Source organism: Plantibacter sp. VKM Ac-2885 (assembly GCF_015351205.1).
Lineage (GTDB): Bacteria > Actinomycetota > Actinomycetes > Actinomycetales > Microbacteriaceae > Plantibacter > Plantibacter auratus.
Map to the genome: position 1 here is coordinate 2,051,297 of NZ_JADKSK010000001.1, position 23,943 is coordinate 2,075,239.

The window sequence follows — 23,943 nt, forward strand, 5'->3', positions numbered from 1 at the left end:
CGCCGTGCGAGCAACCCACGGGATTCCACCCCCAGCACCTGCAGTGATTGAGAGTGACGTGTCAGACGAGCGCAACACCGACGACCGCCGAGACGGCGAGCGGTACGACTTCCAGGCGATCCAGGAGAAGTGGCTTCCCGTCTGGGACGAGCTGAAGCCCTTCGCGGCAGGCGACCCTGCCGACAAACGTCCGCGCAAGTACGTGCTCGACATGTTCCCGTACCCCTCGGGCGACCTGCACATGGGTCACGCCGAGGCGTTCGGTTTCGGCGACATCGTCGCGCGGTACTGGCGTCACCAGGGCTTCAACGTCCTGCACCCGATCGGCTGGGACTCGTTCGGGCTCCCCGCCGAGAACGCGGCCATCCAGCGCGGTGTCGACCCGCGCGAGTGGACCTACGCGAACATCGCGCAGCAGAAGGCCAGCTTCCGTCAGTACGGCCCCTCGTTCGACTGGGACCGCGAGCTCCACACGAGCGACCCCGAGTACTACCGGTGGAACCAGTGGCTGTTCCTCCAGCTGTTCGAGAAGGGCCTCGCGTACCGCAAGGCGAGCCCCGTCAACTGGTGCCCGAACGACCAGACCGTGCTCGCGAACGAGCAGGTCGTCGACGGACACTGCGAGCGCTGCGGCGCCGAGGTGACGAAGAAGAAGCTCACCCAGTGGTACTTCCGCATCACCGACTACGCGGACCGCCTGATCGACGACCTCAACCAGCTCGAGGGCACCTGGCCGGCCAAGGTCCTCAGCATGCAGCGGAACTGGATCGGCCGATCCAACGGCGCGGACGTCTCGTTCTCCATCGAGGGTCGTGCCGAGCCGGTCTCCGTGTACACGACCCGACCCGACACGCTGTACGGCGTGACGTTCATGGTCGTGGCGCCCGACTCGGAGCTCGCAGCCGAGCTCGTCGCCGACACCTCCGACGAGGTCAAGGGACGCTTCCAGGCCTACCTCGACAGCGTCAAGGGCGAGAGCGAGATCGCGCGGCTCGCGACCGACCGACAGAAGACCGGCGTGTTCCTCGAGCGCTACGCGATCAACCCGCTGAGTGGCGAGCGCCTGCCGATCTGGGCGGCCGACTACGTCCTGGCCGACTACGGTCACGGGGCGATCATGGCGGTTCCCGCGCACGACCAGCGTGACCTCGACTTCGCGCGGGCGTTCGACCTCCCGGTGCGCGTCGTGGTGGACACCACCCAGCCCGTCACCGGTGCCATCCCGATCATCGTCGACGGTGAGCTGCCGGAGGACCTCCCGTCGATCGATCCAGCCAAGACGGGTGTCGCGCTGACGGGCGACGGTCGCCTGACGAACTCCGGCCCCTTCGACGGCCTGAGCAAGGCGAACGCGATCCCGAAGGTCACGGCGGCGCTGGCATCGAGCGGCCTCGGCGCGAAGACGAAGAACTACCGCCTCCGCGACTGGCTCATCTCGCGACAGCGCTACTGGGGCACGCCGATCCCGATCATCCACTGCGACGCCTGTGGCGAGGTGCCGGTCCCCGAGGACCAGCTCCCCGTGCGGCTGCCGGATGCCGCGGGTCTCGACCTGCGTCCGAAGGGCATGAGCCCGCTCGCGGCGGCTGAGGACTGGATCAACGTGGACTGCCCGTCGTGCGGGAAGCCTGCGAAGCGCGACTCCGACACGATGGACACCTTCGTCGACAGCTCGTGGTACTTCCTCCGGTTCCTGAACCCGACCTCCGACGAGATCGCGTTCGACCCGAAGGAGGCCGACAAGTGGGCCCCGGTCGACCAGTACGTCGGTGGTGTCGAGCACGCGATCCTGCACCTGCTCTACTCGCGGTTCATCACGAAGGTCCTGTTCGACCTCGGCAAGGTCGGCTTCACCGAGCCCTTCAGCGCGCTCCTCAACCAGGGCATGGTCATCCTCGACGGTTCGAAGATGAGCAAGAGCAAGGGCAACCTGGTGGAGTTCGCCCAGGAGCTGCGGTCGTACGGCGCCGACGCCCTGCGCGTCACGATGGCGTTCGCCGGTCCTCCGGAGGACGACATCGACTGGGCGGACGTCTCGCCGGCCGGGTCGGCCAAGTTCCTGGCACGCGCCTGGCGGGTCGCGCACGACGTCACGAGCTCGCCCGACGTCGCCTGGAAGGACGGCGACGAGAAGCTGCGGAAGGTCACGCACCACTTCCTCGCGGAGGCTCCCGGCCTCATCGAGGCGGGCAAGTTCAACGTCGTCGTGGCACGGCTCATGGAGCTCGTCAACGCGACGCGGAAGGCGATCGACGCCGGGCCCGGCGCGGGCGACCCCGCCGTGCGCGAGTCCGCCGAGGTGACGGCCATGGCGCTCGACCTCTTCGCGCCGTTCACCGCCGAGGACATGTGGGCCAAGCTCGGCTACCAGCCGTCGATCTCGCTGGTGCCGTGGCGGAAGGCCGACCGGTCGCTGTTGGTCGAGGACCAGGTGACCGCGGTGGTGCAGGTCGACGGCAAGGTCCGCGACCGGCTCGAGGTGTCGCCGAAGATCTCCGGCGAGGAGCTCGAGCAGCTCGCGCGCGCGAGTGCGGCGGTGCAGCGTTCCGTGGGCGACCGCGAGATCGTCAACGTCGTGGTGCGTGCCCCGCGCGTGGTGAGCATCGCCACGAAGGGTTGATGCGGTTCGGGGCGGGCCCTGCGGCCCGTCCCGAACACGCTCGGAGCGCTCGAGCACGACCATCGAGTCGGACCCCGTGTCCCATCCGACGGCAGGGTGTTCTCGGATCGCGTCCCGCCCGGTTGCCTGTGCTTCCTCGGTAGCATGACCGGGTGACCGCTCTCGCCCCATCAGTACGAACGCTCCGCGTGTTCCAGATCCTGTGGGTGATCGGCTTCCTGATCGGAACGACCACGCACACCGCTGATCTGATCCTCGGCGGGTTGGACGTCTACGGCGGTTTCCCGCCCGGCGTCCGGCTGTTCTGGGTGACACTCACGGTCTTGGACCCCATCACCGCGGTGCTGATCATCCTTCGGCGGCGCGCCGGCATCGTGCTCGGCATCGCGGTGATCGTCGCTGACATCGCGGTGAACTGGACCGTCTTCGTTCTGCTCGGCGGACTGTCGTGGTTCGGCGTCATCAATCAGAGCCTGTTCGCGGTGCTCATCCTCGCCACGGCTCGCTGGCTGTGGATCTGGTTCGGGAAGTGTTCGACACGAGCGCGGGCCGAGCCAGCCAGAGTGGCCTGACCCCCAGTCGGAAGACGACCGGTCAACACCGAGGCGCTCAGTGAGCTGACTGCATTCTGCATCCCAGGCGAACGCGCTCCACAGGGGCGGGCGCGGGGTGTTCGGTGTCCATGGCGACGGCGAGCGTGTGGTGCGGGGCGTCCGGGCTCGTAGCGTTCGAGGATGACCATCGAACCGGAACCCACGTCCCACCCGGTGCCGTCCAGGCGTTCGTCGACGCGCCGTTTGCTCGGTGAGCTACCGCGCCCAGAGTTCCGCGCCGGGGCGGTCGTCGTGCTGGTGATCGCGGCCCTCGTGGTCGCCATCCTCGTCTCGCTGTTCACCTCAGGTGGGGCGGTGCGGACGATCGGTGGGGCGGAGCTGTCGGCGGATGCGAGCCCTGTGCCCGGCGCGACTCCGGGAGCGACCGCGCCCGCCGGCTCGGCGGCGGGGGAGCTGTTCATCCATGTACTTGGAGCGGTCGCGGCCCCTGGTGTCTACCGGCTGCCGGACGGATCACGTGCGTTCGATGCGGTGGCGTCCGCCGGCGGCCTCCTGCCGGAAGCGGACACCAGTGCCGTGAACCTCGCACGGTTCGTGAACGACGGCGAGCAGCTCTATGTCCCCGTGGTGGGCGAGGTGCCACCTGGCGGAGGCGCGAGCGGGTCGGCTGCCGGGAGTCCGTCCGGCTCGCAGCTCGTCAACGTGAACACGGCATCCGCGGCCGAACTCACCGCACTCCCGCGGATCGGGGAGGCCCTGGCTGCGCGCATCGTCGCCTGGCGGGACGCGAACGGAGCGTTCGCCACCCTCGACGACCTGAGCGCGGTCGAAGGCATCGGCGCGAAGACCCTCGAGGGCCTTCGCGCGGCGGCGACGGTGTGACCACAGACGCGGCCACCGGACCGACATCCGGGCGAGGTGAGAGCGCGATGCGGTTCCCGCGCCTGCTCATCCCGGCGGCGGTCACCTGGGTCGGTGCGGCCGTCTGCAGCGCGGCTCCAACGCTGGCCTGGGGTGGGGTACTGGTCGCGTTCCTCGTCGCCTCCGCCTGCCTCGGGTGCAGCACGGTCGTCCGGCGTCGCCGTGCGGAGTATCGCCCGGGGGAGCGTCGGACAGGGTTTGTCGTCATCACGACACTCCTGCTGTGCGCGTGCGCCGCGGCGCTGTTCGGCATGGTCGCCGCGTCGATCGCCGCACGCGCGCCTGACCGGCAGCCGGAGGCTCTGCTCGAGCTCGGGAGCACGCCCGTGACCGCCGAGGTCGTGGTGACCGGCGACGCCGTGCCCACCGGTTCGGTCACGACTGCACCCACGGTTCGGTTCGCAGCCGACCTTGTGACGGTCTCGGACGACGGGGGAGCCCTGGAGGGACTCTCGGTCCCGGTCCTCGTCTTCGCGCCGGTGCCGGTGGATCGGGCGCCGAGGATCGGCGAGCGCTGGCGCGTCGACGGCTCGCTCCGATGGAATGCACCGGGTGATGCGCGGGCAGCGCTGCTCTTCGCGCGGGAGGAACCCGAGCTGCTGGGGGAGCCGCCGGCGATCCTCGACTGGTCGGCGTCGCTCCGTTCCGGCCTCGTCGGCCTCGCGTCCACCTTGCCCGGCCCGGGTGGGGAACTGCTGCCCGGCCTCGCGATCGGCGATGTCAGCCAGGTGAGTGACGCGGTCACGGAGTCGATGCAGCGCAGTTCACTCTCGCATCTGACGGCCGTGTCCGGAGCGAACTGTGCGGTCATCGTGTGGCTCGTCAGCACGGCGGTCGCGGCGGTCGGTGGTGGACGGAAGCTCAGGATCTCGTGCGCCCTGCTGTGCCTCGTCGCCTTCGTGGTCCTCGTGACGCCCCAACCGAGCGTGCAACGGGCGGCACTCATGGCTGCCTTCGTCCTGGTGCTGGGCGGCTTCGGGCGGCCGATCCGTGGCCTCGCCGCGCTGTCGTTGGCGGTGGTCGTGCTCCTCGTCGCCGACCCCTGGCTGGCCGGGCAGTACGGGTTCGGGCTCTCGGTGCTCGCGACCAGCGGTCTGCTGCTTCTGAGCGGACCCCTCACGGACTTGCTGGGTAGATGGCTGCCGCGAGGGATCGCGGCCCTCATCGCGATCCCGGCAGCCGCCCAGCTCGCCTGCCAGCCGATGCTCGTCCTCCTCGATCCCGCGATCCAGCTCGGCGGTGTCCCCGCGAACCTGCTCGCGGGCCCGGCCGCAGCGCCCGCGACCATGCTCGGGCTGCTCGCCTGCCTGCTGGTCCCGTTCGCACCACCACTCGCGCTGCTCGTCGCATGGCTCGGGTGGGTGCCCGCGACGTGGATCGCCGCAGTGGCCCGGTGGTTCGAGGGCGTCCCTGCCGCGAGGGTGCCGTGGCCGGAGGGGCCACTCGGCGTCGTGCTCGTCGCGGTGCCGACGGCCCTGATCGCCACGCTCCTGCTGTTCCGTCGGGATCTGCCCCCGCGGTGGTCGAGGACGATCGGGGTGGCGGTGGTCGTGTCGCTCGTTGCACTGTGCGGTCGGGCGGTCGGGGACGGACTCGGCCCGGCCCTGCATCGGCCGGGCGACTGGATCGTCGCCGCCTGCGACGTCGGTCAGGGCGACGCGGTCCTCCTGCGACAGGGCGGCGCCACCGCCCTGGTCGACGTCGGGCCCGACCCCGAACCGCTCCGCGCGTGCTTGGACGAACTCGGGGTCTCCCGCATCGAGCTGCTCGTCCTCACCCATTACGACCTCGATCACGTCGGAGGCCTCGACGCGGTCGTCGGCAGGGTCGACGAGGTGCTGCTCGGGCCGGTCGGCGACCCGGAGGACGAGCGCATCGCGCGAGTGCTCCGAGCGGGCGGTGCGGAGGTGCGACAGGCCGGCGCCGGGGACCAGGGGGTGCTGGGGGATCCGGAGAGCGCGGCGCCGTGGCGCGTCCTGTGGCCGGACCCCGCGGCAGGTGGCGTCGAACCGGGGAACGACTCGAGCGTGGTGGTCCGGTTCGACCTCCTCGCCGCATCGGTGCTGCTGCTCGGCGACCTCGGTGAGGAAGCACAGGACCGGCTGCTCGGACGGCACGCGCTCGGGGACGCGGTCGACATCGTCAAGGTGTCGCATCACGGTTCCGCCGATCAGAGCGACCGCCTGGCGCGCCGGGTGGGCGCGACGGTGGCGCTCGTCTCCGTCGGGGCCGACAACGGCTACGGGCATCCGACGCGCTCAGCGCTCGAGCTCTACGAGGCCACCGGGGCCGAGGTCCTCCGCACGGACGAGTCTGGGACCATCGTCCTCGGCCCGGACGACGGCGGCGGGTTCCGCGTGTGGTCGGAGCGCGGCGGGTGAGCCGCCGACCGCCCCGCTTGGCGTCGGCGGTCGCCGGTAGACTCGGACGGTCGAGAGGAGCCGCTGTGGCTGCACCACGTTCCGCCGGTCGCGGCAAGGCCAAGACGGCGGCCAAAGCCTCGGCGGCGATCCCGCAGCTCGGCTGGTCGGAGATCCGCCCGGCGCCGATCGTGTTGGTGACCGGCACGGAGTCCTTCCTCGCCGACCGGGCGATCCGCCGGCTGCGCGACTTCCTCGTCTCCGAAGACCCCTCGCTCGAGGTCAACGACGTCGCCGCCGACAGCTACGCCCCTGGGGAGCTGCTCACGGTCGCGAGCCCGTCGCTCTTCGGTGAGCCCCGGCTCGTCCGCGTCAGCCAGGTCGAGAAGTGTTCCGACCAGTTCCTCTCCGAAGCCATCCGGTATCTCGAAGCACCGCCGGAGGGCGCCTACCTCGTGCTGCGGCACAACGGAGGCGTGCGCGGCAAGAAGCTGCTCGACGCCATCCGCTCAGGCACCGGTGGCGGTGTCGAGATCGTCTGCACCGAACTCAAGCGGGACAGCGACAAGGCCGACTTCGCCGCGGCGGAGTTCAAGACGGCGGGTCGTCGCATCACGCCCCAGGCGCTCCGTGCACTCGTCGGCGCCTTCTCCGACGACCTCGCCGAGCTCGCTGCCGCGTGCAGTCAGCTCATGGCCGACGCCTCCGAGGAGATCACCGAGCAGACGGTCAACAAGTACTACGGCGGTCGTCTCGAGACGAGCGCGTTCGACGTCGCCGACGCCGCGATCGCCGGACGACACGGGGAAGCACTGCTCGCCCTGCGGCAGGCGCTCGACTCGGGTGCCGACCCCGTGCCGATCGTCGCCGCGTTCGCGATGAAGATCCGGACGATGGCCAAGGTGTCGTCGGCACGCGGCGGGTCCGGGCAGATCGCGCAGCAGTTCGGCCTCGCGCCATGGCAGGTCGACCGCGCCCGTCGGGACCTGTCCGGCTGGACGGACGCCGGTATCGGCCGCGTGGTGCAGATGCTCGCCGAGACCGACGCCGGCGTGAAAGGCGCGAGCCGCGACCCGGTGTTCGCACTCGAACGGCTCGTCGGCGTCATCGCGGCACGCGGGGTCGATCTGTCGGAGCGGTAGCCCGCCGAGCGGGCCGTGGTGGCGGGCGGGATGCCCTTCGACAAGCTCAGGGACCGGTTGTGTGCTCAGGGACCGGTTGTGTGCTCAGGGACCGATTGTGTGCTCAGGGACCGGTGTGCTCCGGGACCGGTGTGCTCCGGGAACGCGAAAGGCCCCGCACGTTCCGAGGAACGCCGGGGCCTTGCAGCTGGTGTCGCTTAGAGCGCGTTGACCTGCTTGGCGATGGCCGACTTGCGGTTCGCTGCCTGGTTCTCGTGGATGACGCCCTTGCTCACGGCCTTGTCGAGCTTCTTCGAGGCGAGCTTGAGAGCGGACTCAGCCTGAGCCTTGTCGCCGGCGACGACGGCCTCACGGGTTGCGCGGATGGCGGTCTTCAGCTGGCTCTTGACGGCCTTGTTGCGCTCGTTGGCCTTCTTGTTGGTGCCGATGCGCTTGATCTGCGACTTGATGTTTGCCACGTTGGGTCAACTTTCGGTTCGAGGAAATGATGTTCGGTGCCGTCGGACGGAAGAGGGCGTCTTCAAGCGAGTTCTCGTGTGGTCTCAACTCACACGCAAGCCAACAGGCAACATTACCAGTCGGGCTGAGTTCTGGCAATCCAGGGTACCGCAGCATGGGTGCTCCCCGCCGTGGGACAATGAGGGTTGCCCGATTCCACCCCTGACCCCGAGGAACGCGTGAGCCCCCAAGCAGTGAAGGCCCTCGAGCCGGCATCGACCGACCCGGCGTTCATCCGGAACTTCTGCATCATCGCCCACATCGACCACGGCAAGTCGACCCTGGCGGACCGCATGTTGCAGATCACCGGCGTCGTCTCGGACCGCGACATGCGGGCGCAGTACCTCGACCGCATGGACATCGAGCGCGAGCGCGGCATCACCATCAAGAGCCAGGCCGTGCGCATGCCGTGGTCGCTCAACGGTGAGACCTTCGCGCTCAACATGATCGACACCCCCGGGCACGTCGACTTCACCTACGAGGTCTCGCGGTCGCTCGCCGCCTGCGAGGGCGCGATCCTCCTCGTCGACGCCGCACAGGGCATCGAGGCGCAGACACTCGCGAACCTCTACCTCGCCCTCGAGAACGACCTCGAGATCATCCCGGTGCTCAACAAGATCGACCTCCCGGCGGCAGACCCCGACAAGTACGCGAAGGAGCTCGCGAGCCTCATCGGCGGCAAGCCCGAAGACGTCCTACGGGTGTCCGGCAAGACCGGTATGGGTGTCGAGGAACTCCTCGACCGCGTCGTCGGCCGCATCCCGAACCCGGTGGGCGACCCGGACGCACCCACGCGTGCCATGATCTTCGACTCCGTCTACGACACCTACCGTGGCGTCGTCACCTACGTCCGCATGATCGACGGCCAGCTGAGTCCGCGTGAGCGCATCCAGATGATGTCGACGCGCGCGGTGCACGACCTCCTCGAGATCGGCGTCAGCTCGCCGGAGCCGACGCCCACGAAGGGCCTCGGCGTCGGTGAGGTGGGCTACCTCATCACGGGCGTGAAGGACGTCCGGCAGTCGAAGGTCGGCGACACCGTCACGACCGCGGTGAAGCCGGCGACCGACGCCCTCCCGGGCTACACCGACCCGAAGCCGATGGTCTTCTCCGGTCTGTATCCGATCGACGGCAGCGACTACCCGATCCTCCGCGACGCGCTCGACAAGCTGAAGCTCTCCGACGCCTCGCTCAACTACGAGCCGGAGACCTCCGTCGCCCTCGGTTTCGGCTTCCGCGTCGGCTTCCTCGGCCTGCTCCACCTCGAGATCGTGACCGAGCGGTTGCAGCGCGAGTTCGACCTCGACCTCATCGCCACGGCACCGTCGGTCACCTACGAGGTGAAGACGGAGGACAAGCAGGTGGTCACCGTCACGAACCCGAGCGAGTTCCCCTCCGGCAAGATCCTCGAGGTGTCTGAGCCGATGGTCAAGGTGGGCATCCTCGCCCCCAAGGACTATGTCGGCACCATTATGGAACTCTGCCAGAGTCGTCGAGGTGCGCTGCTCGGCATGGAGTACCTCGGCGAGGACCGCGTCGAACTGCGGTACACGATGCCGCTCGGTGAGATCGTGTTCGACTTCTTCGACCACCTGAAGAGCCGCACGCAGGGGTACGCATCGCTCGACTACGAGCCCTCCGGTCAGCAGGCCGCCGACCTCGTGAAGGTCGACATCCTGCTGCAGGGCGACCAGGTCGACGCGTTCAGCGCCATCGTCCACCGCGAGAAGGCGTACGCCTACGGTGTGCTCATGACCGAGCGCCTGAAGAAGCTCATCCCGCGCCAGCAGTTCGAGGTGCCGATCCAGGCCGCCATCGGTGCGCGGATCATCGCCCGCGAGTCGGTCCGTGCCATGCGCAAGGACGTCCTGGCCAAGTGCTACGGCGGTGACATCACCCGCAAGCGCAAGCTCCTCGAGAAGCAGAAGGAGGGCAAGAAGCGGATGAAGATGGTCGGCAAGGTCGAGGTGCCTCAGGAGGCGTTCATCGCAGCGCTCTCAGGGGACGTGGAGACGAAGGACAAGAAGTGAACGCACGACGCAGTTCGTTCGAGGATGAGGCGGTCGACTACGCGGCCGTCGGCGCCACCCAGCGGACCGACCTCATGCAGTACCCGCCGGAGGGCTACGTGCCGTCGGAGGACGAGTTCCGCCTCGGGAGCGGTGAGGAGCGGTTCGCCCTCGCGAGCAGCGCCCTCCTCACCTGGGGACTGCACCGCTCGAGCGGCGTGGAGATCTCCGAGGTGCACCCCGGCACGGGCGTGCAGTACGGCGGTATCGCCTTCGCCGAGGACGGGACGCCGCTGGAACCCATCGAGACGCACCAAGAACAGCGCTTCGCCGAGGACGGCACGCCGTTCATCACGCCGGGCACGACGGTCGTCTTCGCCGGCACCGTCGGCGGGGAACCGCTCGTCGGGCCGCATCGCGTCATCTCCGTCACCGAGGAGCCGGGTCACGTGAGTCTGGCCATCGGCACGATGGAGGGCGATCCGGAGAGCGGTGAGCAGTCCTTCACGATCGAGCAGCGCGAGGACGACTCCGTCTGGATCGTCGTGCGCTCGTTCTTCCGCCCGACGAAGGGTGCCGCGAAGCTCGTCGGCTCCAAGCGCCGCCGCAAGACCATGAACGACGCCTACCTCCGCGCGCTCCTGCCGTCGCGCGGCGTCTGAGCGACGGACCGTGCCGAGCGCCCTTCCACTCGCCGATCCGGCCCCGTCCGACGGACTCCTCCCGGCGACGGCGGCCGTCGGTGCCAACGAGCGCAATTTCGGGGTCTACCTGCACGTGCCGTTCTGCCGGGTCAGGTGCGGCTACTGCGATTTCAACACCTACACGGCGACCGAGCTCCGTGGCGCGAAGCAGTCGGACTACGCCGACGAGGCGGTCGCAGAACTCCGCTTCGGCAAGTCCGTCCTGGCGTCGTCGACCGTCCCCGACCGACCGGTCTCGACCGTGTTCTTCGGTGGAGGTACACCGACGCTCCTCCCCGCTGACGACCTGGTCCGGATGCTCCGTGGCGTGACGGACAACTTCGACCTCGCTCCCGGCGCCGAGGTGACGACCGAGGCGAACCCCGACTCCGTCGACGCCGCCTACCTCCGCACGCTCGCCGAAGCCGGATTCACCCGGGTGTCCTTCGGGATGCAGTCCGCGGTGCCGAGTGTGCTCGCCACCCTCGAGCGCACGCACGATCCGGCTCGGGTGCCGCTCGTCGTGCAGTGGGCTCGCGAGGCCGGCCTCGGCGTCAGCCTGGACCTCATCTACGGGACGCCGGGGGAGACCCTGGCCGACTGGCGCGTCTCACTCGAGACGGCGATCGCCTGCGCTCCGGACCACGTGTCGGCTTATTCGCTCATCGTCGAACCCGGGACGAAACTCGCGCGCCAGATCCGCTCGGGCGTGGTGGGGACCCCCGACGAGGACCTGCAGGCCGACATGTACGAGCTCGCCGACGACCTGCTCACCGAGGCCGGCTACGGCTGGTACGAGGTCAGCAACTGGGCGACGGACGACACGCACCGTTCCCGACACAACCTCTCCTACTGGACCGGCGAGGACTGGTGGGGTGTCGGCCCGGGCTCGCACAGTCACGTCGGCGGGGTGCGCTGGTGGAACGTCAAGCACCCGGCGGCGTACGCCCAGCGGATCGCGGCGGGGGAGTCGCCGGCCGCCGGCCGGGAGACCCTGGACGACGAGACCCGGGAACTCGAACGCATCCTGCTGCTCACTCGCACACGGGACGGCATCCCGATCCGGACGCTCGCCCCCGAGGCTCGCACGGCCGTCGCCGGGCTCATCGCCGAGGAACTGGTCGACGCACGGCAGGCCCTCCTCGGACGGCTGGAGCTCACGCGCCGCGGACGGCTCCTCGCCGACGCGGTCGTCCGCCGTCTGGTCGGCGACTGACCCTGCCCGAGGCGCAGAACAGCCCCGCCCGGCGGACCGGACGGGGCTGTTCTCGTGCGACTCGACGGATCAGGCCTTGATGAACTGGATCGTGAGCGGGTAGTTGTACAGCTCGCCCTTGTTCGCCTTGATCGCGGCGATGATGCTGAATACGATCACGACGACGTACACGGCGATGATGATGAACAGACCCACGACGACGATCGTCAGGATCGAGCCGACCACGAGCGCGATCAGCATCGTCAGCTGGAAGTTCAGCGCGGTGAGCGTGTGCGCCTTGATGAACGGGCCGCGGTCCTTGAGGACCAGGTAGCCGATCAGCGGCGGGATGAATCCGAAGAAGATCCCACCGATGTGGATGAGCGTCGACCAGAGCTTCTCATCCGACGGGCTCATGGGCTGAGCGGCGGCGTAGGGCTGCTGGTACTGCGGGGCGCCTGCGGGCGGCGGCGGGTAGGAGCCGGCAGCGGGCGGCGGCGGCGCGTAGCCACCGGCGGGCGGGGGCGGGTAGGCGCCTGCGGGCGGCTGCTGCGGAGCTGCGGGAGGGGGCGTCGCGCCGTCTCCTGCAGGCGGAACCGACCCGCCCTTCGCTGGGTCGACGGGCGGCTGAGCGTTCGGATCGGACATCTTCGCACCTTTCACGGAGAGTGATATTCAATTGGTCCAGCTGAGCGTATCGCACCAGGTGTTGCTCATCAGGGACCCACGCCTGCGGCCAACGGTATTCCCGCGGCACGGGGCCGCGCAAGGGACGGCTGCGCGGAGGCCGCGATATGATTGGCAGTCAGGGTCTTCGAGTGCTGATGGTCGGTGCTCCGGGGTGGATGACGGGAGGAGATCGAGATGGTGTCGGATCGCGGTCTCGAAGTGCTCCGCGTCATCGTGCAGGACTACGTCGCCTCGCGTGAGCCCGTCGGTTCCAAGACGATCGTCGACCGCCACTCCTTCGGGGTCTCCGCAGCCACCATCCGCAACGACATGGCGCAGCTCGAGGACGAAGAGCTCATCGCCGCTCCCCACACCTCCTCCGGCCGGGTGCCGACCGACAAGGGCTACCGGATGTTCGTCGACCACCTGGCCGACCGCCGTCCGCTGAACAACGCGCAACGGACGGCGATCGAGACCTTCCTCGGCGCGTCCGGCGACCTCGATGAGGTCCTGCACCGCACGGTTCGGCTGCTCTCACAGTTGACGAACCAGGTCGCGCTCGTCCAGTACCCGATGTTCTCCCGGGCACGCGTCCGGCATCTCGAGTTGGTGAGCGTCACCCCGAACCGTGTGCTCGCGGTCATCATCCTCGACAACGGCCGCGTCGAGCAGCGGCTCATCGAGACGGAGAGCCCGGTCGACGACGACCTCATCTCGCGGCTCCGCTCGCTGTGCAACGAGGCGGTCGCGGGCCGTCCACTCCTCGACGCCCACGACGCGATCGGCGACGTCCCCGCCGACATCGCCGACCTCGACCGCGCGGCGGCCGTCCGCATCGTCGACGCGGTGCGCGAGCAGCTGTCGGCGCAGCGCCAGGACCGCCTCGTCATGGCCGGCGCCGCCAACCTCGCCCGCACCGAGGACGACTTCCCCGGCAGCATCTATCCGGTCCTGGACGCCATCGAGCAGCAGGTCGTGCTGCTTCGGCTCTTCGGTGAGATGGAGTCCGAGCGCGACAGCGTGGTCGCCAGCATCGGGCGGGAGAACGCGTCGTTCGGCCTCGAGACCACGAGTGTCCTCGCCGGGAACTACCGTTCCTCTGGTGGCGAAATCGCCCGGCTCGGCGTCCTCGGCCCCACGAGAATGGACTACGCGAGCAACATGGCTGCGGTCCGCGCCGTCGCCAGGTACCTCTCGCGCATCCTCGACGCCGAGTGACGCATCCTCGTCGCGTCCCCCAACACCTTCCGCACCTCGAACGAAAGGCCCTCAGTGGCTGACTACCCCGACCACTACGCAGCACTCGGTGTCGCCAAGGAGGCGACGCCCGAAGAGATCAAGAAGGCGTACCGCCGCCTCGCACGCGAACTGCACCCCGACGTGAACCCGGGTTCCGACGCCTCGGAGCGGTTCAAGGAGGTCACGCACGCCTACGACGTGTTGAGCGACCCCAAGCAGCGCCAGCAGTACGACCTCGGTCCGCAGGCTGGTGGGTTCGGTGGTGGCGACGCCGGGTTCGGCGGCTTCGGCGACATCTTCGACACCTTCTTCGGCGGGGGTGGACAGCAGCGCGGACCCAAGTCCCGCCGCGCACGCGGCGAGGACGCCCTGTTGCGCGTCGAGCTCGACCTCGACGAGGTCATCTTCGGCACCCACCGCGACCTCGAGGTCGACACCGCCGTGCTCTGCAGCACCTGCAACGGCTCCTGCTGCCAGCCCGGTACTTCACCGGTGACCTGCGACATCTGTCACGGCACCGGCTCCATCCAGCGGGCCGTCCGCTCGCTGCTCGGCAACGTCATGACGTCGGCACCCTGCGGCACCTGCCGCGGCTACGGCACGATCATCGCGACGCCGTGCGTCACCTGCCAGGGTCAGGGTCGGCTCCGTGCCCGCCGCACCGTGTCGGTCGACATCCCGGCCGGCGTCGACACCGGTCTGCGTCTGCAGATGCCGGGGAGTGGCGAGGTCGGCCCGGCCGGCGGCCCGAACGGCGACCTGTACCTCGAGATGAAGGTCAAGCACCACGACGTCTTCAGCCGCGACGGCGACGACCTGCTGTGCACGCTCGAAGTCCCGATGACCGACGCCATCCTCGGCCGCCAGGTCACCGTCCACGCGCTCGACGGCGACGTCGAGGTCGAGCTGCGGCCGGGCGTGCAGAGCTCGGAGGTCATCACGGTCAAGGACCGCGGAGTCACGCGCCTTCGCGGGAACAGCCGGGGCGACCTCAAGATCGGCGTCCAGGTCGTCACCCCGACGAAGCTCGACCACCGCGAACGCGAGCTGATCAAGAGCTTCGCCTCGGGACGACGCCAGGGTGCTCCGGCGCTCGCGCAGTTCCAGCAGGGTCTGTTCGCGAAGATCCGCGACCGCTTCCACGGCGTCGGTTGAGATGAGTTCGCTGTACCTCCGCGAGGATCTCGAATCGACCGGTGTCGGCGACTCGGTGATCCTCCGCGGTCCCGAGGCGAAGCACGCCGTCGCCGTGAGTCGGCTGCGGGTCGGCGAGACGACGTCGATCGGCAACGGCCGGGGCCTGATCGCGACCGGACCGGTCGTGCGCAGCGAGCCGGGCGAGTTGGAGATCCGCGTCGAGTCGGTCGTGGTGCATCCGGAGAACCGTCCCGGGCTCGTCCTCGTGCAGGCGCTGGCCAAGGGTGATCGCGACGAACTCGCCATCCAGGCGGCGACCGAGCTGGGTGTCGACCGGATCGTCCCGTGGGGCGCCGAGCGCAGCATCTCGAGATGGCAGGGCGACAAAGCGGTCAAGGGCCGTGCGCGCTGGCAGCTCATCGTGCGGGAGGCGTCGAAGCAGTCGATCCGTGCCCGGGTGCCCGAGGTGGCCGAGGTCGTCGACACCCGCGGACTCGCGTCGATCGTCGCCGGCCGGACTGTCCTCGTGCTCGAACCCAGTGCGGCACTCGCGCTCTCGGAGCTCGACCCGTCGGCGCTGCTCGCCGAGGAGCTCGTGCTCGTCGTCGGTCCGGAGGGCGGCATCTCGCCGGCGGAGCGCGAGCGGCTCGAAGCGGCCGGCGCGATCGAGGTCCGGATCGGCTCGGGCGTCCTGCGCACCTCGACGGCAGGGCCTGCGGCGATCGCCGCGCTCAACGTGCTGCTCGGTCGGTGGTGACGATCCACCAGCCCGCGCATGAGGCCGCCACGAACCTTAGACTGGTGGACATGAGTGAAGCATCGTCGGTATTCAGCCGCATCGTGTCGGGGGAGATCCCGACGACCCTCCTCGCCGAGACCGATCGGGTGATCGCGTTCGCCGACATCGCACCGCAGGCGCCCGTGCACCTCCTCGTCGTCCCGAAGACCGCCGAGTACCGCGACGTCGTGGAGTTGGCCGCTGGCGACCCCTCCTTGCTCGCTGAGATGGTCGAGGTGGCGTCGTCGCTTGCGAAGGAGCACACGGGTGGCGAGTTCCGACTCGTCTTCAACACCGGTGAGTCCGCCGGCCAGACGGTCTTCCACGTGCACGCGCATGTCCTCGGCGGCTCTCTGCAGGAGGGCACCCTTGGCGGAGCCTGAGTCCTCGAACCCGGACCGCCCCGCTGCGGCGCGGACGGAGGAGGTCGAGCACGTCCTCCTGGTGGACGGGCTCGCCATGGTCCGTCTCCTCGGCCCACAGGACCGACTCCTGACGACCGTCGAGCGCGAACACCCCGGTGTCTCGGTGCACGTGCGCGGCAATGAGATCACCATCACCGGCCCGGCGCCGCAGGCCGACGCCGCCAGACGACTCGTAGAGGAACTCATCACCATGGTCCGAGAAGGACACGACCCGGGGCCGGCGGAGGTCAGCACCTCCGCCCGCATGCTCGGGCAGGACGGCTCGGCCTCCCCGTCGGAGGTGCTCGGGCAGGTCATCCTCACCTCGCGTGGCAAGACGATCAAGGCGAAGACCGTCGGGCAGCGGGCGTACGTGGACGCGATCGACGAGAACACGATCGTGTTCGGCATCGGCCCTGCCGGTACCGGCAAGACCTACCTCGCGATGGCGAAGGCGGTGCAGGCTCTGCAGCGCAAGGAGGTCAACCGGATCATCCTGACGCGCCCGGCCGTCGAGGCCGGCGAGCGACTCGGGTACCTCCCGGGCACGTTGACGGACAAGATCGACCCGTATCTGCGTCCGCTCTACGACGCGCTCAACGAGATGATGGACCCGGAGATCGTCCCGAAGCTGCTCGCGGCCGGGACGATCGAGGTCGCGCCGCTCGCCTACATGCGCGGTCGTACCCTCAACGACTCGTTCATCGTCCTCGACGAAGCGCAGAACACCACCCCCGAGCAGATGAAGATGTTCCTCACCCGGCTCGGGTTCGGGTCCAAGATCGTCGTGACCGGCGACGTCACGCAGATCGACCTGCCGACCGGTGCGTCCGGTCTGCGACTCGTGACCCGCGTGCTCAAGGACGTCGACGACATCCACTTCGCCCAGCTCACGAGCGAGGACGTCGTCCGCCACACCCTCGTCGGTCGGATCGTCGACGCCTACGGCGAGTACGACGCCGTCCGACAGGCGCAGCGGTTCGAACGCGAGCAGGCCGCCGAGTTCGCCAACCGTGCCGAGCGTCGCGGCGCAGCCAGAGACCACCAGCCGAAGCGAGGACGCTCATGACCATCGAGATCAACAACGAGTCCGGCGTCGCCGTCGACGAATCGCGCATCCTCGCCCTGGCGTCGTTCGCGCTCGACGCGATGCACGTGAGCCCCGATGCCGAGCTCGCCATCGTCCTGGTCGACGAGGGCGCCATGGAGCAGTTGCACGTCCAGTGGATGGACGAGCCCGGACCGACGGACGTCCTGAGCTTCCCGATGGACGAGCTCCGTCCCGGCACCGAGGAGAACCCGACGCCGCCCGGGCTGCTCGGCGACATCGTGCTCTGCCCGCAGGTCGCCGAGACGCAGGCGGCCGCCGCGAAGCACTCGACGATGGACGAGCTCCAGCTCCTCACCTGCCACGGTGTGCTCCACCTGCTCGGGTACGACCACGCGGAGCCCGACGAGGAGAAGGAGATGTTCGGCATCCAGCGGGACATCCTCCTCGCGTTCGCGCTCCAGGAGAGACGACGCACCAGCTGATGTCCCTCGTCGCCGTCTTCGTCATCGTCGCGTTCCTGCTCGTCGCGTTCGCGGGTCTCATGGCCGCAGCCGACGCCGCGATCGGCGTCCAGTCGGGCGCGGACATCCTCGACCTGGCAGAGGGCGCCCGCTCGGGATCCGCGCTCCGCGCCATCGCAGCCGATCCGGGTGCGCACGTCAACGCGATCAACTTCATCCGGATCCTGGCCGAGACCACGGCCGCCGTCCTCGTCACCCTCGCACTGGCCTCGTCGATCGACGAGTTGTGGGTCGTCCTCGTCCTCGCGGTCGTCATCATGACCGGCACCTCCTTCGTGCTCGTCGGTGCGAGCCCGCGAGGCGTCGGACGGACCCACGCGAGCGGAGTGCTGCGCTTCAGTGCCCCCGCCATCCGTGCCGCACGCGTGGTCCTCGGCCCGGTCGCGAACGTCCTCGTCTCCCTGGGCAACCGGGTGACCCCGGGGCTGCCCCGTTCGGTCTCCTTCACCTCGGAGGAACAACTGCTGAGCATGGTCGACGAGGCCGCCGCGCACTCGGTCCTCGAGGAGGACGACCGCGAGCTCATCCACTCGATCTTCGAGTTCAACGAGACGCTCGTCCGCGAGGTGATGATCCCGCGCACCGACCTCGTGAGTCTGCAGCGCGATCTCAGCGTCCGCGAGGCGCTCGAGGTGTTCCTGGAGACGGGGATCTCGAGGGCGCCCGTCAGCGACGGCGACATCGACGACCTGGTCGGCATCCTGTACCTGAAGGACCTGGTGCGAGCGATGTTCGGTGGCGACGGCGTCACCGAGGTGGGCTCGATCGAGCCGCTCCTGCGGCCGGCGAGCTTCGTACCCGAGTCCAAGAAGGCCGATTCGCTTCTGCAGCAGATGCAGAAGGAGTCCAACCACATCGCGATGGTCGTCGACGAGTACGGCGGCATCTCCGGTCTCGTCACCCTCGAGGACCTCATCGAGGAACTCGTCGGCGACATCTCCGACGAGTACGACACCGACACCCCCGAGATCACCGACCTGCACGACGGACGGTTCCGGGTCGATGCGCGTCTCCCCGTCGACGAGCTGGGGGAGTTGTTCGGCCTCGAACTCGACGACGACGACGTCGACTCCGTCGGCGGCCTCCTCGCGAAAGCCCTCGGTCGGCTGCCCGTCGTCGGATCGACGGTGTCGACCAACGGCCTCGAACTCACCGCCGAGCGCGTCGAGGGGCGGCGGGGACGCATCCTCACCGTCATCGCCCAGCGCGACGACCAGCTGCAGGACGCCCAGCAGGCGTCCACCGACCACCGGGAGCACCCATGAACGACACCACCCCTCCGTCCGACTTCCGAGCGGGGTTCGTGTCCTTCGTCGGGCGTCCGAACGTCGGCAAGTCCACGCTGACCAACGCCCTGGTCGGCGAGAAGGTCGCGATCACGAGCTCGAAGCCGCAGACCACGCGTCGCGCGATCCGCGGGGTCGTGCACCGCGACCACGGCCAGCTCATCGTCGTCGACACCCCCGGCATCCACCGCCCGCGCACCCTGCTCGGCCAGCGGTTGAACGACCTCGTGCAGTCCACCCTCTCCGACGTCGACGTCATCGGGTTCTGCATCCCCGCCAACGAGAAGCTCGGCCCCGGCGACCGCTTCATCAACGAGTCGCTCGACGGCTTCCCGCGCGCCAAGAAGGTGGCGATCGTCACGAAGACCGACACCGCCAGCCGGACGACGATCGCCGAGCAGTTGCTCGCGATCTCGGAGCTCCGGGACTGGGACGCGGTCATCCCGCTGTCCGCGGTGACCGACGATCAGCTCGACATCCTCGTCACCGAGGTGACGAAGCTCATGCCGCTCTCGGAACGCCTCTACCCGACCGAGGCCACCACCGACGAGACCGTCGTCGACCGCGTGTCCGAGCTCATCCGTGAGGCCGCGCTCGAGGGCGTCCAGGACGAGCTGCCCCACTCGCTCGCGGTGACCATCGACGACATGATCCCGCGCGAGGGGACCGACCTGCTCGACATCTACGCGAACGTGTTCGTGGAGCGCGACAGTCAGAAGGCGATCATCATCGGCAAGGGCGGCTCCAGACTCCGCGACGTCGGAGCCCGGGCCCGTGCCGGGATCGAGCCGCTCGTCGGATCGCGGGTCTTCCTCTCCATCCGCGTCAAGGTCGCGAAGGACTGGCAGCGCGACCCGAAACTGCTCGGTCGCCTGGGATTCTGACCCGGATCCGGTCGACCGTCGGCGCCGTGGGCCCGTGCGGATCAGTGCGGGTGGTCTCCGTTACCTGAACGTGACTTGCGTGTCTGCTTTGGGCCCGCTGTGGAACCCTTCGTCTGGCCGACAGGCGCGCGAGCGCGCGGACATACTGGTCCTCGGGGTCGCGAGAAGGAGTCCGAGTGTTCGACTGGTTGCTGGCCATCAGGCTGGATCGTCCGGAGCTCCTCGTCTGGGTCGGCGGTGCCGCCGTCCTTCTGGCGATCCTCCTGTTGACCGGGCGCCGAACGGTTCGCGGCTGGCTGACGATGCTGCTCGTGGCGAGCGGTGGGGCGCTCCTCGCCTATGCCACGGCCTGGTTGCTCGGTGACGTGTTCGACGTCTTCGGGATCGAACTGACGCCGGTCACCCGTGCGTGGGCGGCGGTCGGGTTCGCCGGTGCCGCCCTCGCGATCGCCGCGATCGTGCGGACCCGGGCGTGGCGGGTCGTCGTGGCAAGCCTCGCGGTCCCGGTCTTCCTGCTCATCGGGGCGGTCGGCGTGAACCAGGACTTCGGTGAGTTCGCGACGGTGCGGGCGGCGCTGGGGATCAGCCCGTACCAGTCGTTCTCGGCCCTGCCTGCCGCCCGGGGGACGACGACGACGTGGCAGCGACCCGCCGATCTGCCGAGCGGCGGGCGGGTCGAACACGTGGACATCCCGGCGACGACCTCCGGGTTCGCCCACCGGGACGCGCTCGTCTACCTGCCACCGGCCGCCCTGGCCGCACACCCGCCGGCACTGCCGGTCATCGAGGCGTTCAGCGGTCAGCCGGGAGAGCCTGCCGACCTGTTCGCGTCGGCTGGGATCGCCGGGATCCTCGACCGCTTCGCCGCCTCGCATGCGGGTCTCGCACCGATCGTGGTCGTGCCCGACCAGCTCGGTGCTCCGGACCGCAACCCGATGTGCGTCGACGGGCAGCTCGGCAACTCGGCGAGCTACCTCACGGTCGACGTCCCCGCGTGGATCTCGGCGCACCTCCCGGTGTCCGCATCGCGGACGGACTGGTTCATCGCCGGCTTCTCGCAGGGAGGGACCTGTTCCATCCAGCTCGGCGCCGCGCACCCCGAACGCTACGGCGGCATCCTCGACATCTCGGGGGAGGTCGTCCCGTCCATCGGACCGACGACGATCGCACAGGGCTTCGGCGGGTCGGCGACGGCGTACGAGGCTGCAGCCCCCTCCGCGATCCTCGCCGCACACACCCCGTACGCGGACACCGTCGGTGTCTTCGGCTACGGCAGCGACGACAGCCGCTACGGTCCCGGCGTCCGGCGGGTCGCCGCGATGGCCTCGGCCGCCGGCATGCGGACGACGACCTTCGTCTCCGACGGGACGGCGCACGACTGGCACACCGTGCACACGGTGTTCGAGCGAGCGCTCCCCGTGATCGCCGCACGATTCGGGCTCGCCTGATGCGCGCGGGGAGGGCGACGCCGTTCGGTCGACTCGTGACCGGCGTGATCCGATCGGTGCCGATGAGCATCGGGATCACGGCGCTGGTGCTCGTGGTCAGTGCGTTCGTGTGGCGGACGCCGCCGGTGGCGACGCCGGCCTGGCGGTCGGCGATCCGTGAGGCGGCGGGCGTGGGGTACGAGCAGGTCGTGGTCGACGGGCACTGGTGGGCACTCCTGACCGGCGCCCTGGGAACCGACGGGGTGCTCGGGCTCCTCGCCTTCCTGCTGATCGGCGTCCCCGCACTGGTGCTCGCCGAGCGACGGTTTGGCGCAGCCAAGACGCTCCTGGCGGTGCTCGTGACCGCGGTCGCCGGGAACGCGCTCGCCATCGGGCTCCAACTCCTGGGCACGCTCGGCGGCGAGTTCTGGAGCGGCGAGGTCGCCCGCATCGTGGCCTTCGACCCCGTGGCCGGCGCGCTCGGCGCCCTCGCCGCGTCGAGTGCGTTCCACGGGCCGCTCTGGCGTCGACGGATCCGCGCGTTCGTCGTCGTCGGTGCCCTGATCGTGCTGCTGTACTCGGGGCTCCCGCAGGATCTCGCACGACTGTTCGCAGCGCTGGTCGGCGTCCTGCTCGGGATCCTGCTCGCCGGGACCACCCCGTCGGTGCGACGCGTGCGGAGCTCGCACCACGAGACCCGGGTGCTCCTGGCGTCCGTCGTCGCGATGATGGGCGTCGGACCGCTCATCACCTTCCTGTCCGGCCGGCACCTCGGTCCGCTCGCGCCGCTCGTGCTCCTGCTCGAACAGAACATCCCGGACGCCGGACGGGTCATCGGGCAATGCCGCACCGTCGGCGTGTCAGCACAGTGCCTGCGCGACCTCACGCTGGTGCGCGTCGACGGCTTCGGAGCGGTGCTCCTGTCGGTGGTCCCCATGATCGCCCTGCTCTTCGCAGCCTGGGGCCTGCTCCGCGGCAGACGGTTCGCGGTCTGGTTCGCCACGGCGATCATGGTGTCCTTCGCCGTCCTGAGTGCGCTGTCGCTCGGGGCGGGGGTGCGACTCCACCCGACGGGACACCCCTCGTCGTTGCTCGGGACGGGGCACGGTGCGCAGCAGCGGTCCGTCGAGATCGCGATAGCACTGTGGGCGGCGATCCTGCTGCCGCTCGTCGTGGCGGCGCTCCTGGTCGTGCTCCGTCGTGGGTTCCCCGTGCGGGCCACCCGGCGCAGTGCCTGGGGGTACCTCGCCCTGGTCGGCGCATCTTGGGTCGTGCTCGCCGCGCTCTTCGTGGTCGTCGCCCTGCTGCAACCCGGAGGATTCTCACCGAGACCCGACGTCTGGGAGGTCCTCCGTGCGGCGCCGGAGCGTTTCGTCCCCGCCGCGTACCTGCGGAACGTCCTTCCGGGCTTCGTGCCGGTCGCGCCGCTCACCGGTGTGGTGTTCCACGCCGTCGGACCCGTCTGGTGGAGCATCATCCTGCTCGGCGCGGTCTGGCCGCTGAGCCGGGTCGCGAACGCCATCGCGCCGGCCGACGAGCGCCGCCTGCGCGAGCTCCTGGCCGAGGGCAGCGACTCCATCGGGCACATGGCCACCTGGCCGGGCAACCTCACCTGGTTCGACCCACAGCGCAGCGCGGGTGTCGCCTATCGGATCGTCGCCGGGGTCGCGGTCACCACGGGCGGATTCTTCGGGATGCACCGCCACGAGCAGGGGGTGCTCGAGCGGTTCATCGAGCACTGTGAGGACTCGGGCCTGACGGTGGCGTTGTACAGCGTGGACGAGCAGACCGCAGGAGCGCTCCACCGGATCGGTTGGCGCACCGTGCAGGTCGCCGAGGAGACGGTCCTGCACCCGCAGGGCTGGAGCATGGTCGGCAAGCGCTGGCAGGACATCAGATCCTCCGTGAACCGAGCCGATCGTGCGGGGATCACCGCTGTCTGGTCGACCTACGGGGCGCTCGGCGTCGGGCTCGCGGCGCAGATCGCCGAGATCTCCGAGGAGTGGGTCGCCGAGCGGAAGCTGCCCGAGATGGGGTTCACCCTCGGTGGGATCGACGAGCTCGTCGACGAGGAGGTCCGGCTCCTGCTCGCGGTCGACGAGCACGGACGGCTGCACGGTGTCACGAGCTGGCTCCCGGTCCGACGCGATGGTGAGCTGGTCGGTTGGACCCTCGACTTCATGCGGCGTCGGACGGACGGCATGAACGGCGTCATGGAGTTCCTCATCGCCGAGGCCGCCGCGCGGTTCAAGGAGGACGGCATCGAGGAGATGAGCCTCTCCGGGGCTCCACTCGCCCGCTCGAGGAGCACCGCGCAGCCGGAGACGGACGGGATCGACCGCGTCCTGACCTACCTCGGGAACGTGCTCGAACCCGTGTACGGGTTCCGCTCGCTCCTCGCCTTCAAGGGGAAGTTCCAGCCCGAGGAGCGTCCGCTCGTCCTCGGCTACGCTGACCCGCTGACCCTGCCGGCGATCGGCATCGCGGTCGGGCGCGCGTACCTCCCGGACGTGTCCGTGCGAGACCTCGCCTCGTTGGTCACCTGATCGGCCGCGCGGGGGAGTG

General features: G+C 69.5%; 20 protein-coding genes. 18 read left to right on the forward strand and 2 right to left on the reverse strand.

From position 1 onward, the window contains the following. The first annotated feature begins 58 nt into the window (after positions 1-58). The 5 genes from leuS to holA all read left to right on the forward strand — a co-directional run bounded on the left by leuS (position 59) and on the right by holA (position 7,597). Positions 59-2,620 carry a leucine--tRNA ligase gene (gene leuS / locus ITJ66_RS09890; protein WP_085510711.1) on the forward strand — a complete coding sequence of 854 codons (2,562 nt, stop codon included), beginning with the start codon at positions 59-61 and terminating at the stop codon, positions 2,618-2,620. Positions 2,621-2,772: 152 nt separating this feature from the next. Continuing rightward, positions 2,773-3,192: a hypothetical protein gene (locus tag ITJ66_RS09895; protein ID WP_194644483.1), complete on the forward strand. Its 420-nt coding sequence runs from the start codon at positions 2,773-2,775 to the stop codon at positions 3,190-3,192. A 162-nt stretch (positions 3,193-3,354) separates the two neighbouring features. Then, the gene (locus ITJ66_RS09900) at positions 3,355-4,056 is read left to right on the forward strand and encodes a ComEA family DNA-binding protein (protein WP_194644484.1); all 702 of its coding nucleotides are present in this window, start codon (positions 3,355-3,357) and stop codon (positions 4,054-4,056) included. Between the two features lie 47 nt (positions 4,057-4,103). Further along, positions 4,104-6,476, forward strand: coding sequence for a ComEC/Rec2 family competence protein (locus ITJ66_RS09905; protein ID WP_194644485.1), 2,373 nt, complete (start codon positions 4,104-4,106; stop codon positions 6,474-6,476). 65 nt (positions 6,477-6,541) lie between these two features. Next, positions 6,542-7,597, forward strand: coding sequence for a DNA polymerase III subunit delta (gene holA, locus ITJ66_RS09910; RefSeq protein WP_194644486.1), 1,056 nt, complete (start codon positions 6,542-6,544; stop codon positions 7,595-7,597). A 197-nt stretch (positions 7,598-7,794) separates the two neighbouring features. Here holA and rpsT read toward each other — a convergent pair whose 3' ends face one another. After that, positions 7,795-8,055, reverse strand: coding sequence for a 30S ribosomal protein S20 (gene rpsT, locus ITJ66_RS09915; RefSeq protein ID WP_064295571.1), 261 nt, complete (start codon positions 8,053-8,055; stop codon positions 7,795-7,797). A gap of 219 nt (positions 8,056-8,274) precedes the next feature. On the opposite strand from rpsT, the gene lepA reads away from it, so the two are divergent. Genes lepA through hemW form a run of 3 tightly spaced genes read left to right on the forward strand, consistent with a single transcriptional unit; the run spans position 8,275 to position 12,003 of the window. Next, positions 8,275-10,125, forward strand: coding sequence for a translation elongation factor 4 (gene lepA / locus ITJ66_RS09920; RefSeq protein ID WP_079705746.1), 1,851 nt, complete (start codon positions 8,275-8,277; stop codon positions 10,123-10,125). Then, positions 10,122-10,766 (forward strand): DUF1990 family protein, encoded by a 645-nt coding sequence (locus ITJ66_RS09925; protein WP_229938518.1) that lies wholly within the window; start codon positions 10,122-10,124, stop codon positions 10,764-10,766. Before lepA ends, ITJ66_RS09925 begins: the two co-directional genes overlap by 4 nt. A gap of 10 nt (positions 10,767-10,776) precedes the next feature. Continuing rightward, positions 10,777-12,003 (forward strand): radical SAM family heme chaperone HemW, encoded by a 1,227-nt coding sequence (gene hemW, locus ITJ66_RS09930; RefSeq protein WP_137241799.1) that lies wholly within the window; start codon positions 10,777-10,779, stop codon positions 12,001-12,003. A 69-nt stretch (positions 12,004-12,072) separates the two neighbouring features. Here the strand turns inward: hemW and ITJ66_RS19790 are convergent, their stop codons facing one another. Continuing rightward, entirely contained in the window at positions 12,073-12,630 is a 558-nt protein-coding gene (locus tag ITJ66_RS19790; RefSeq protein ID WP_228501552.1) for a DUF4870 domain-containing protein, read from the reverse strand. A gap of 216 nt (positions 12,631-12,846) precedes the next feature. Here ITJ66_RS19790 and hrcA point away from each other — a divergent pair, with 216 nt between their 5' ends. From hrcA to ITJ66_RS09985, 10 genes are all read left to right on the forward strand, one after another. Then, on the forward strand, positions 12,847-13,869 hold the full coding sequence (hrcA, locus tag ITJ66_RS09940; RefSeq protein ID WP_085510717.1) for a heat-inducible transcriptional repressor HrcA: 1,023 nt from the start codon (positions 12,847-12,849) through the stop codon (positions 13,867-13,869). Positions 13,870-13,923: 54 nt separating this feature from the next. After that, positions 13,924-15,045 (forward strand): molecular chaperone DnaJ, encoded by a 1,122-nt coding sequence (gene dnaJ / locus ITJ66_RS09945; RefSeq protein ID WP_064293629.1) that lies wholly within the window; start codon positions 13,924-13,926, stop codon positions 15,043-15,045. Between the two features lies 1 nt (position 15,046). Next, a complete protein-coding gene (locus ITJ66_RS09950) occupies positions 15,047-15,784 on the forward strand; it encodes a 16S rRNA (uracil(1498)-N(3))-methyltransferase (RefSeq protein ID WP_137241798.1) in 738 nt (245 codons plus the stop codon). Between the two features lie 50 nt (positions 15,785-15,834). Beyond that, complete coding sequence (locus ITJ66_RS09955; RefSeq protein ID WP_137241797.1) at positions 15,835-16,188, forward strand: HIT domain-containing protein; 354 nt, start codon at positions 15,835-15,837, stop codon at positions 16,186-16,188. A 76-nt stretch (positions 16,189-16,264) separates the two neighbouring features. Further along, positions 16,265-17,278 (forward strand): PhoH family protein, encoded by a 1,014-nt coding sequence (locus ITJ66_RS09960; protein ID WP_228501858.1) that lies wholly within the window; start codon positions 16,265-16,267, stop codon positions 17,276-17,278. Further along, positions 17,275-17,742 carry an rRNA maturation RNase YbeY gene (gene ybeY, locus ITJ66_RS09965; protein ID WP_079705750.1) on the forward strand — a complete coding sequence of 156 codons (468 nt, stop codon included), beginning with the start codon at positions 17,275-17,277 and terminating at the stop codon, positions 17,740-17,742. Before ITJ66_RS09960 ends, ybeY begins: the two co-directional genes overlap by 4 nt. Beyond that, positions 17,742-19,046: a hemolysin family protein gene (locus ITJ66_RS09970; RefSeq protein ID WP_194644488.1), complete on the forward strand. Its 1,305-nt coding sequence runs from the start codon at positions 17,742-17,744 to the stop codon at positions 19,044-19,046. Before ybeY ends, ITJ66_RS09970 begins: the two co-directional genes overlap by 1 nt. Continuing rightward, positions 19,043-19,951, forward strand: coding sequence for a GTPase Era (era, locus tag ITJ66_RS09975; RefSeq protein WP_086473479.1), 909 nt, complete (start codon positions 19,043-19,045; stop codon positions 19,949-19,951). Before ITJ66_RS09970 ends, era begins: the two co-directional genes overlap by 4 nt. 176 nt (positions 19,952-20,127) lie before the next feature. Further along, positions 20,128-21,399, forward strand: a complete 1,272-nt coding sequence (locus ITJ66_RS09980) for an esterase family protein (protein ID WP_191940951.1) — start codon at positions 20,128-20,130, stop codon at positions 21,397-21,399. Next, positions 21,399-23,924, forward strand: coding sequence for a bifunctional lysylphosphatidylglycerol flippase/synthetase MprF (locus ITJ66_RS09985; RefSeq protein WP_194644489.1), 2,526 nt, complete (start codon positions 21,399-21,401; stop codon positions 23,922-23,924). Before ITJ66_RS09980 ends, ITJ66_RS09985 begins: the two co-directional genes overlap by 1 nt. Positions 23,925-23,943 lie beyond the last annotated feature (19 nt).

What these genes read in the sequence shown, in the direction of transcription:
- ITJ66_RS19790 (WP_228501552.1), bottom strand. Translation starts at nt 12,630, where the DNA reads ATGTCCGATCCGAACGCTCAGCCGCCCGTCGACCCAGCGAAGGGCGGG.
- ITJ66_RS09950 (WP_137241798.1), top strand. Translation starts at nt 15,047, where the DNA reads ATGAGTTCGCTGTACCTCCGCGAGGATCTCGAATCGACCGGTGTCGGC.
- ITJ66_RS09970 (WP_194644488.1), top strand. Translation starts at nt 17,742, where the DNA reads ATGTCCCTCGTCGCCGTCTTCGTCATCGTCGCGTTCCTGCTCGTCGCG.
- era (WP_086473479.1), top strand. Translation starts at nt 19,043, where the DNA reads ATGAACGACACCACCCCTCCGTCCGACTTCCGAGCGGGGTTCGTGTCC.
- ITJ66_RS09900 (WP_194644484.1), top strand. Translation starts at nt 3,355, where the DNA reads ATGACCATCGAACCGGAACCCACGTCCCACCCGGTGCCGTCCAGGCGT.
- ITJ66_RS09960 (WP_228501858.1), top strand. Translation starts at nt 16,265, where the DNA reads ATGGTCCGTCTCCTCGGCCCACAGGACCGACTCCTGACGACCGTCGAG.
- ITJ66_RS09955 (WP_137241797.1), top strand. Translation starts at nt 15,835, where the DNA reads ATGAGTGAAGCATCGTCGGTATTCAGCCGCATCGTGTCGGGGGAGATC.
- hrcA (WP_085510717.1), top strand. Translation starts at nt 12,847, where the DNA reads ATGGTGTCGGATCGCGGTCTCGAAGTGCTCCGCGTCATCGTGCAGGAC.
- ybeY (WP_079705750.1), top strand. Translation starts at nt 17,275, where the DNA reads ATGACCATCGAGATCAACAACGAGTCCGGCGTCGCCGTCGACGAATCG.
- ITJ66_RS09985 (WP_194644489.1), top strand. Translation starts at nt 21,399, where the DNA reads ATGCGCGCGGGGAGGGCGACGCCGTTCGGTCGACTCGTGACCGGCGTG.
- ITJ66_RS09905 (WP_194644485.1), top strand. Translation starts at nt 4,104, where the DNA reads ATGCGGTTCCCGCGCCTGCTCATCCCGGCGGCGGTCACCTGGGTCGGT.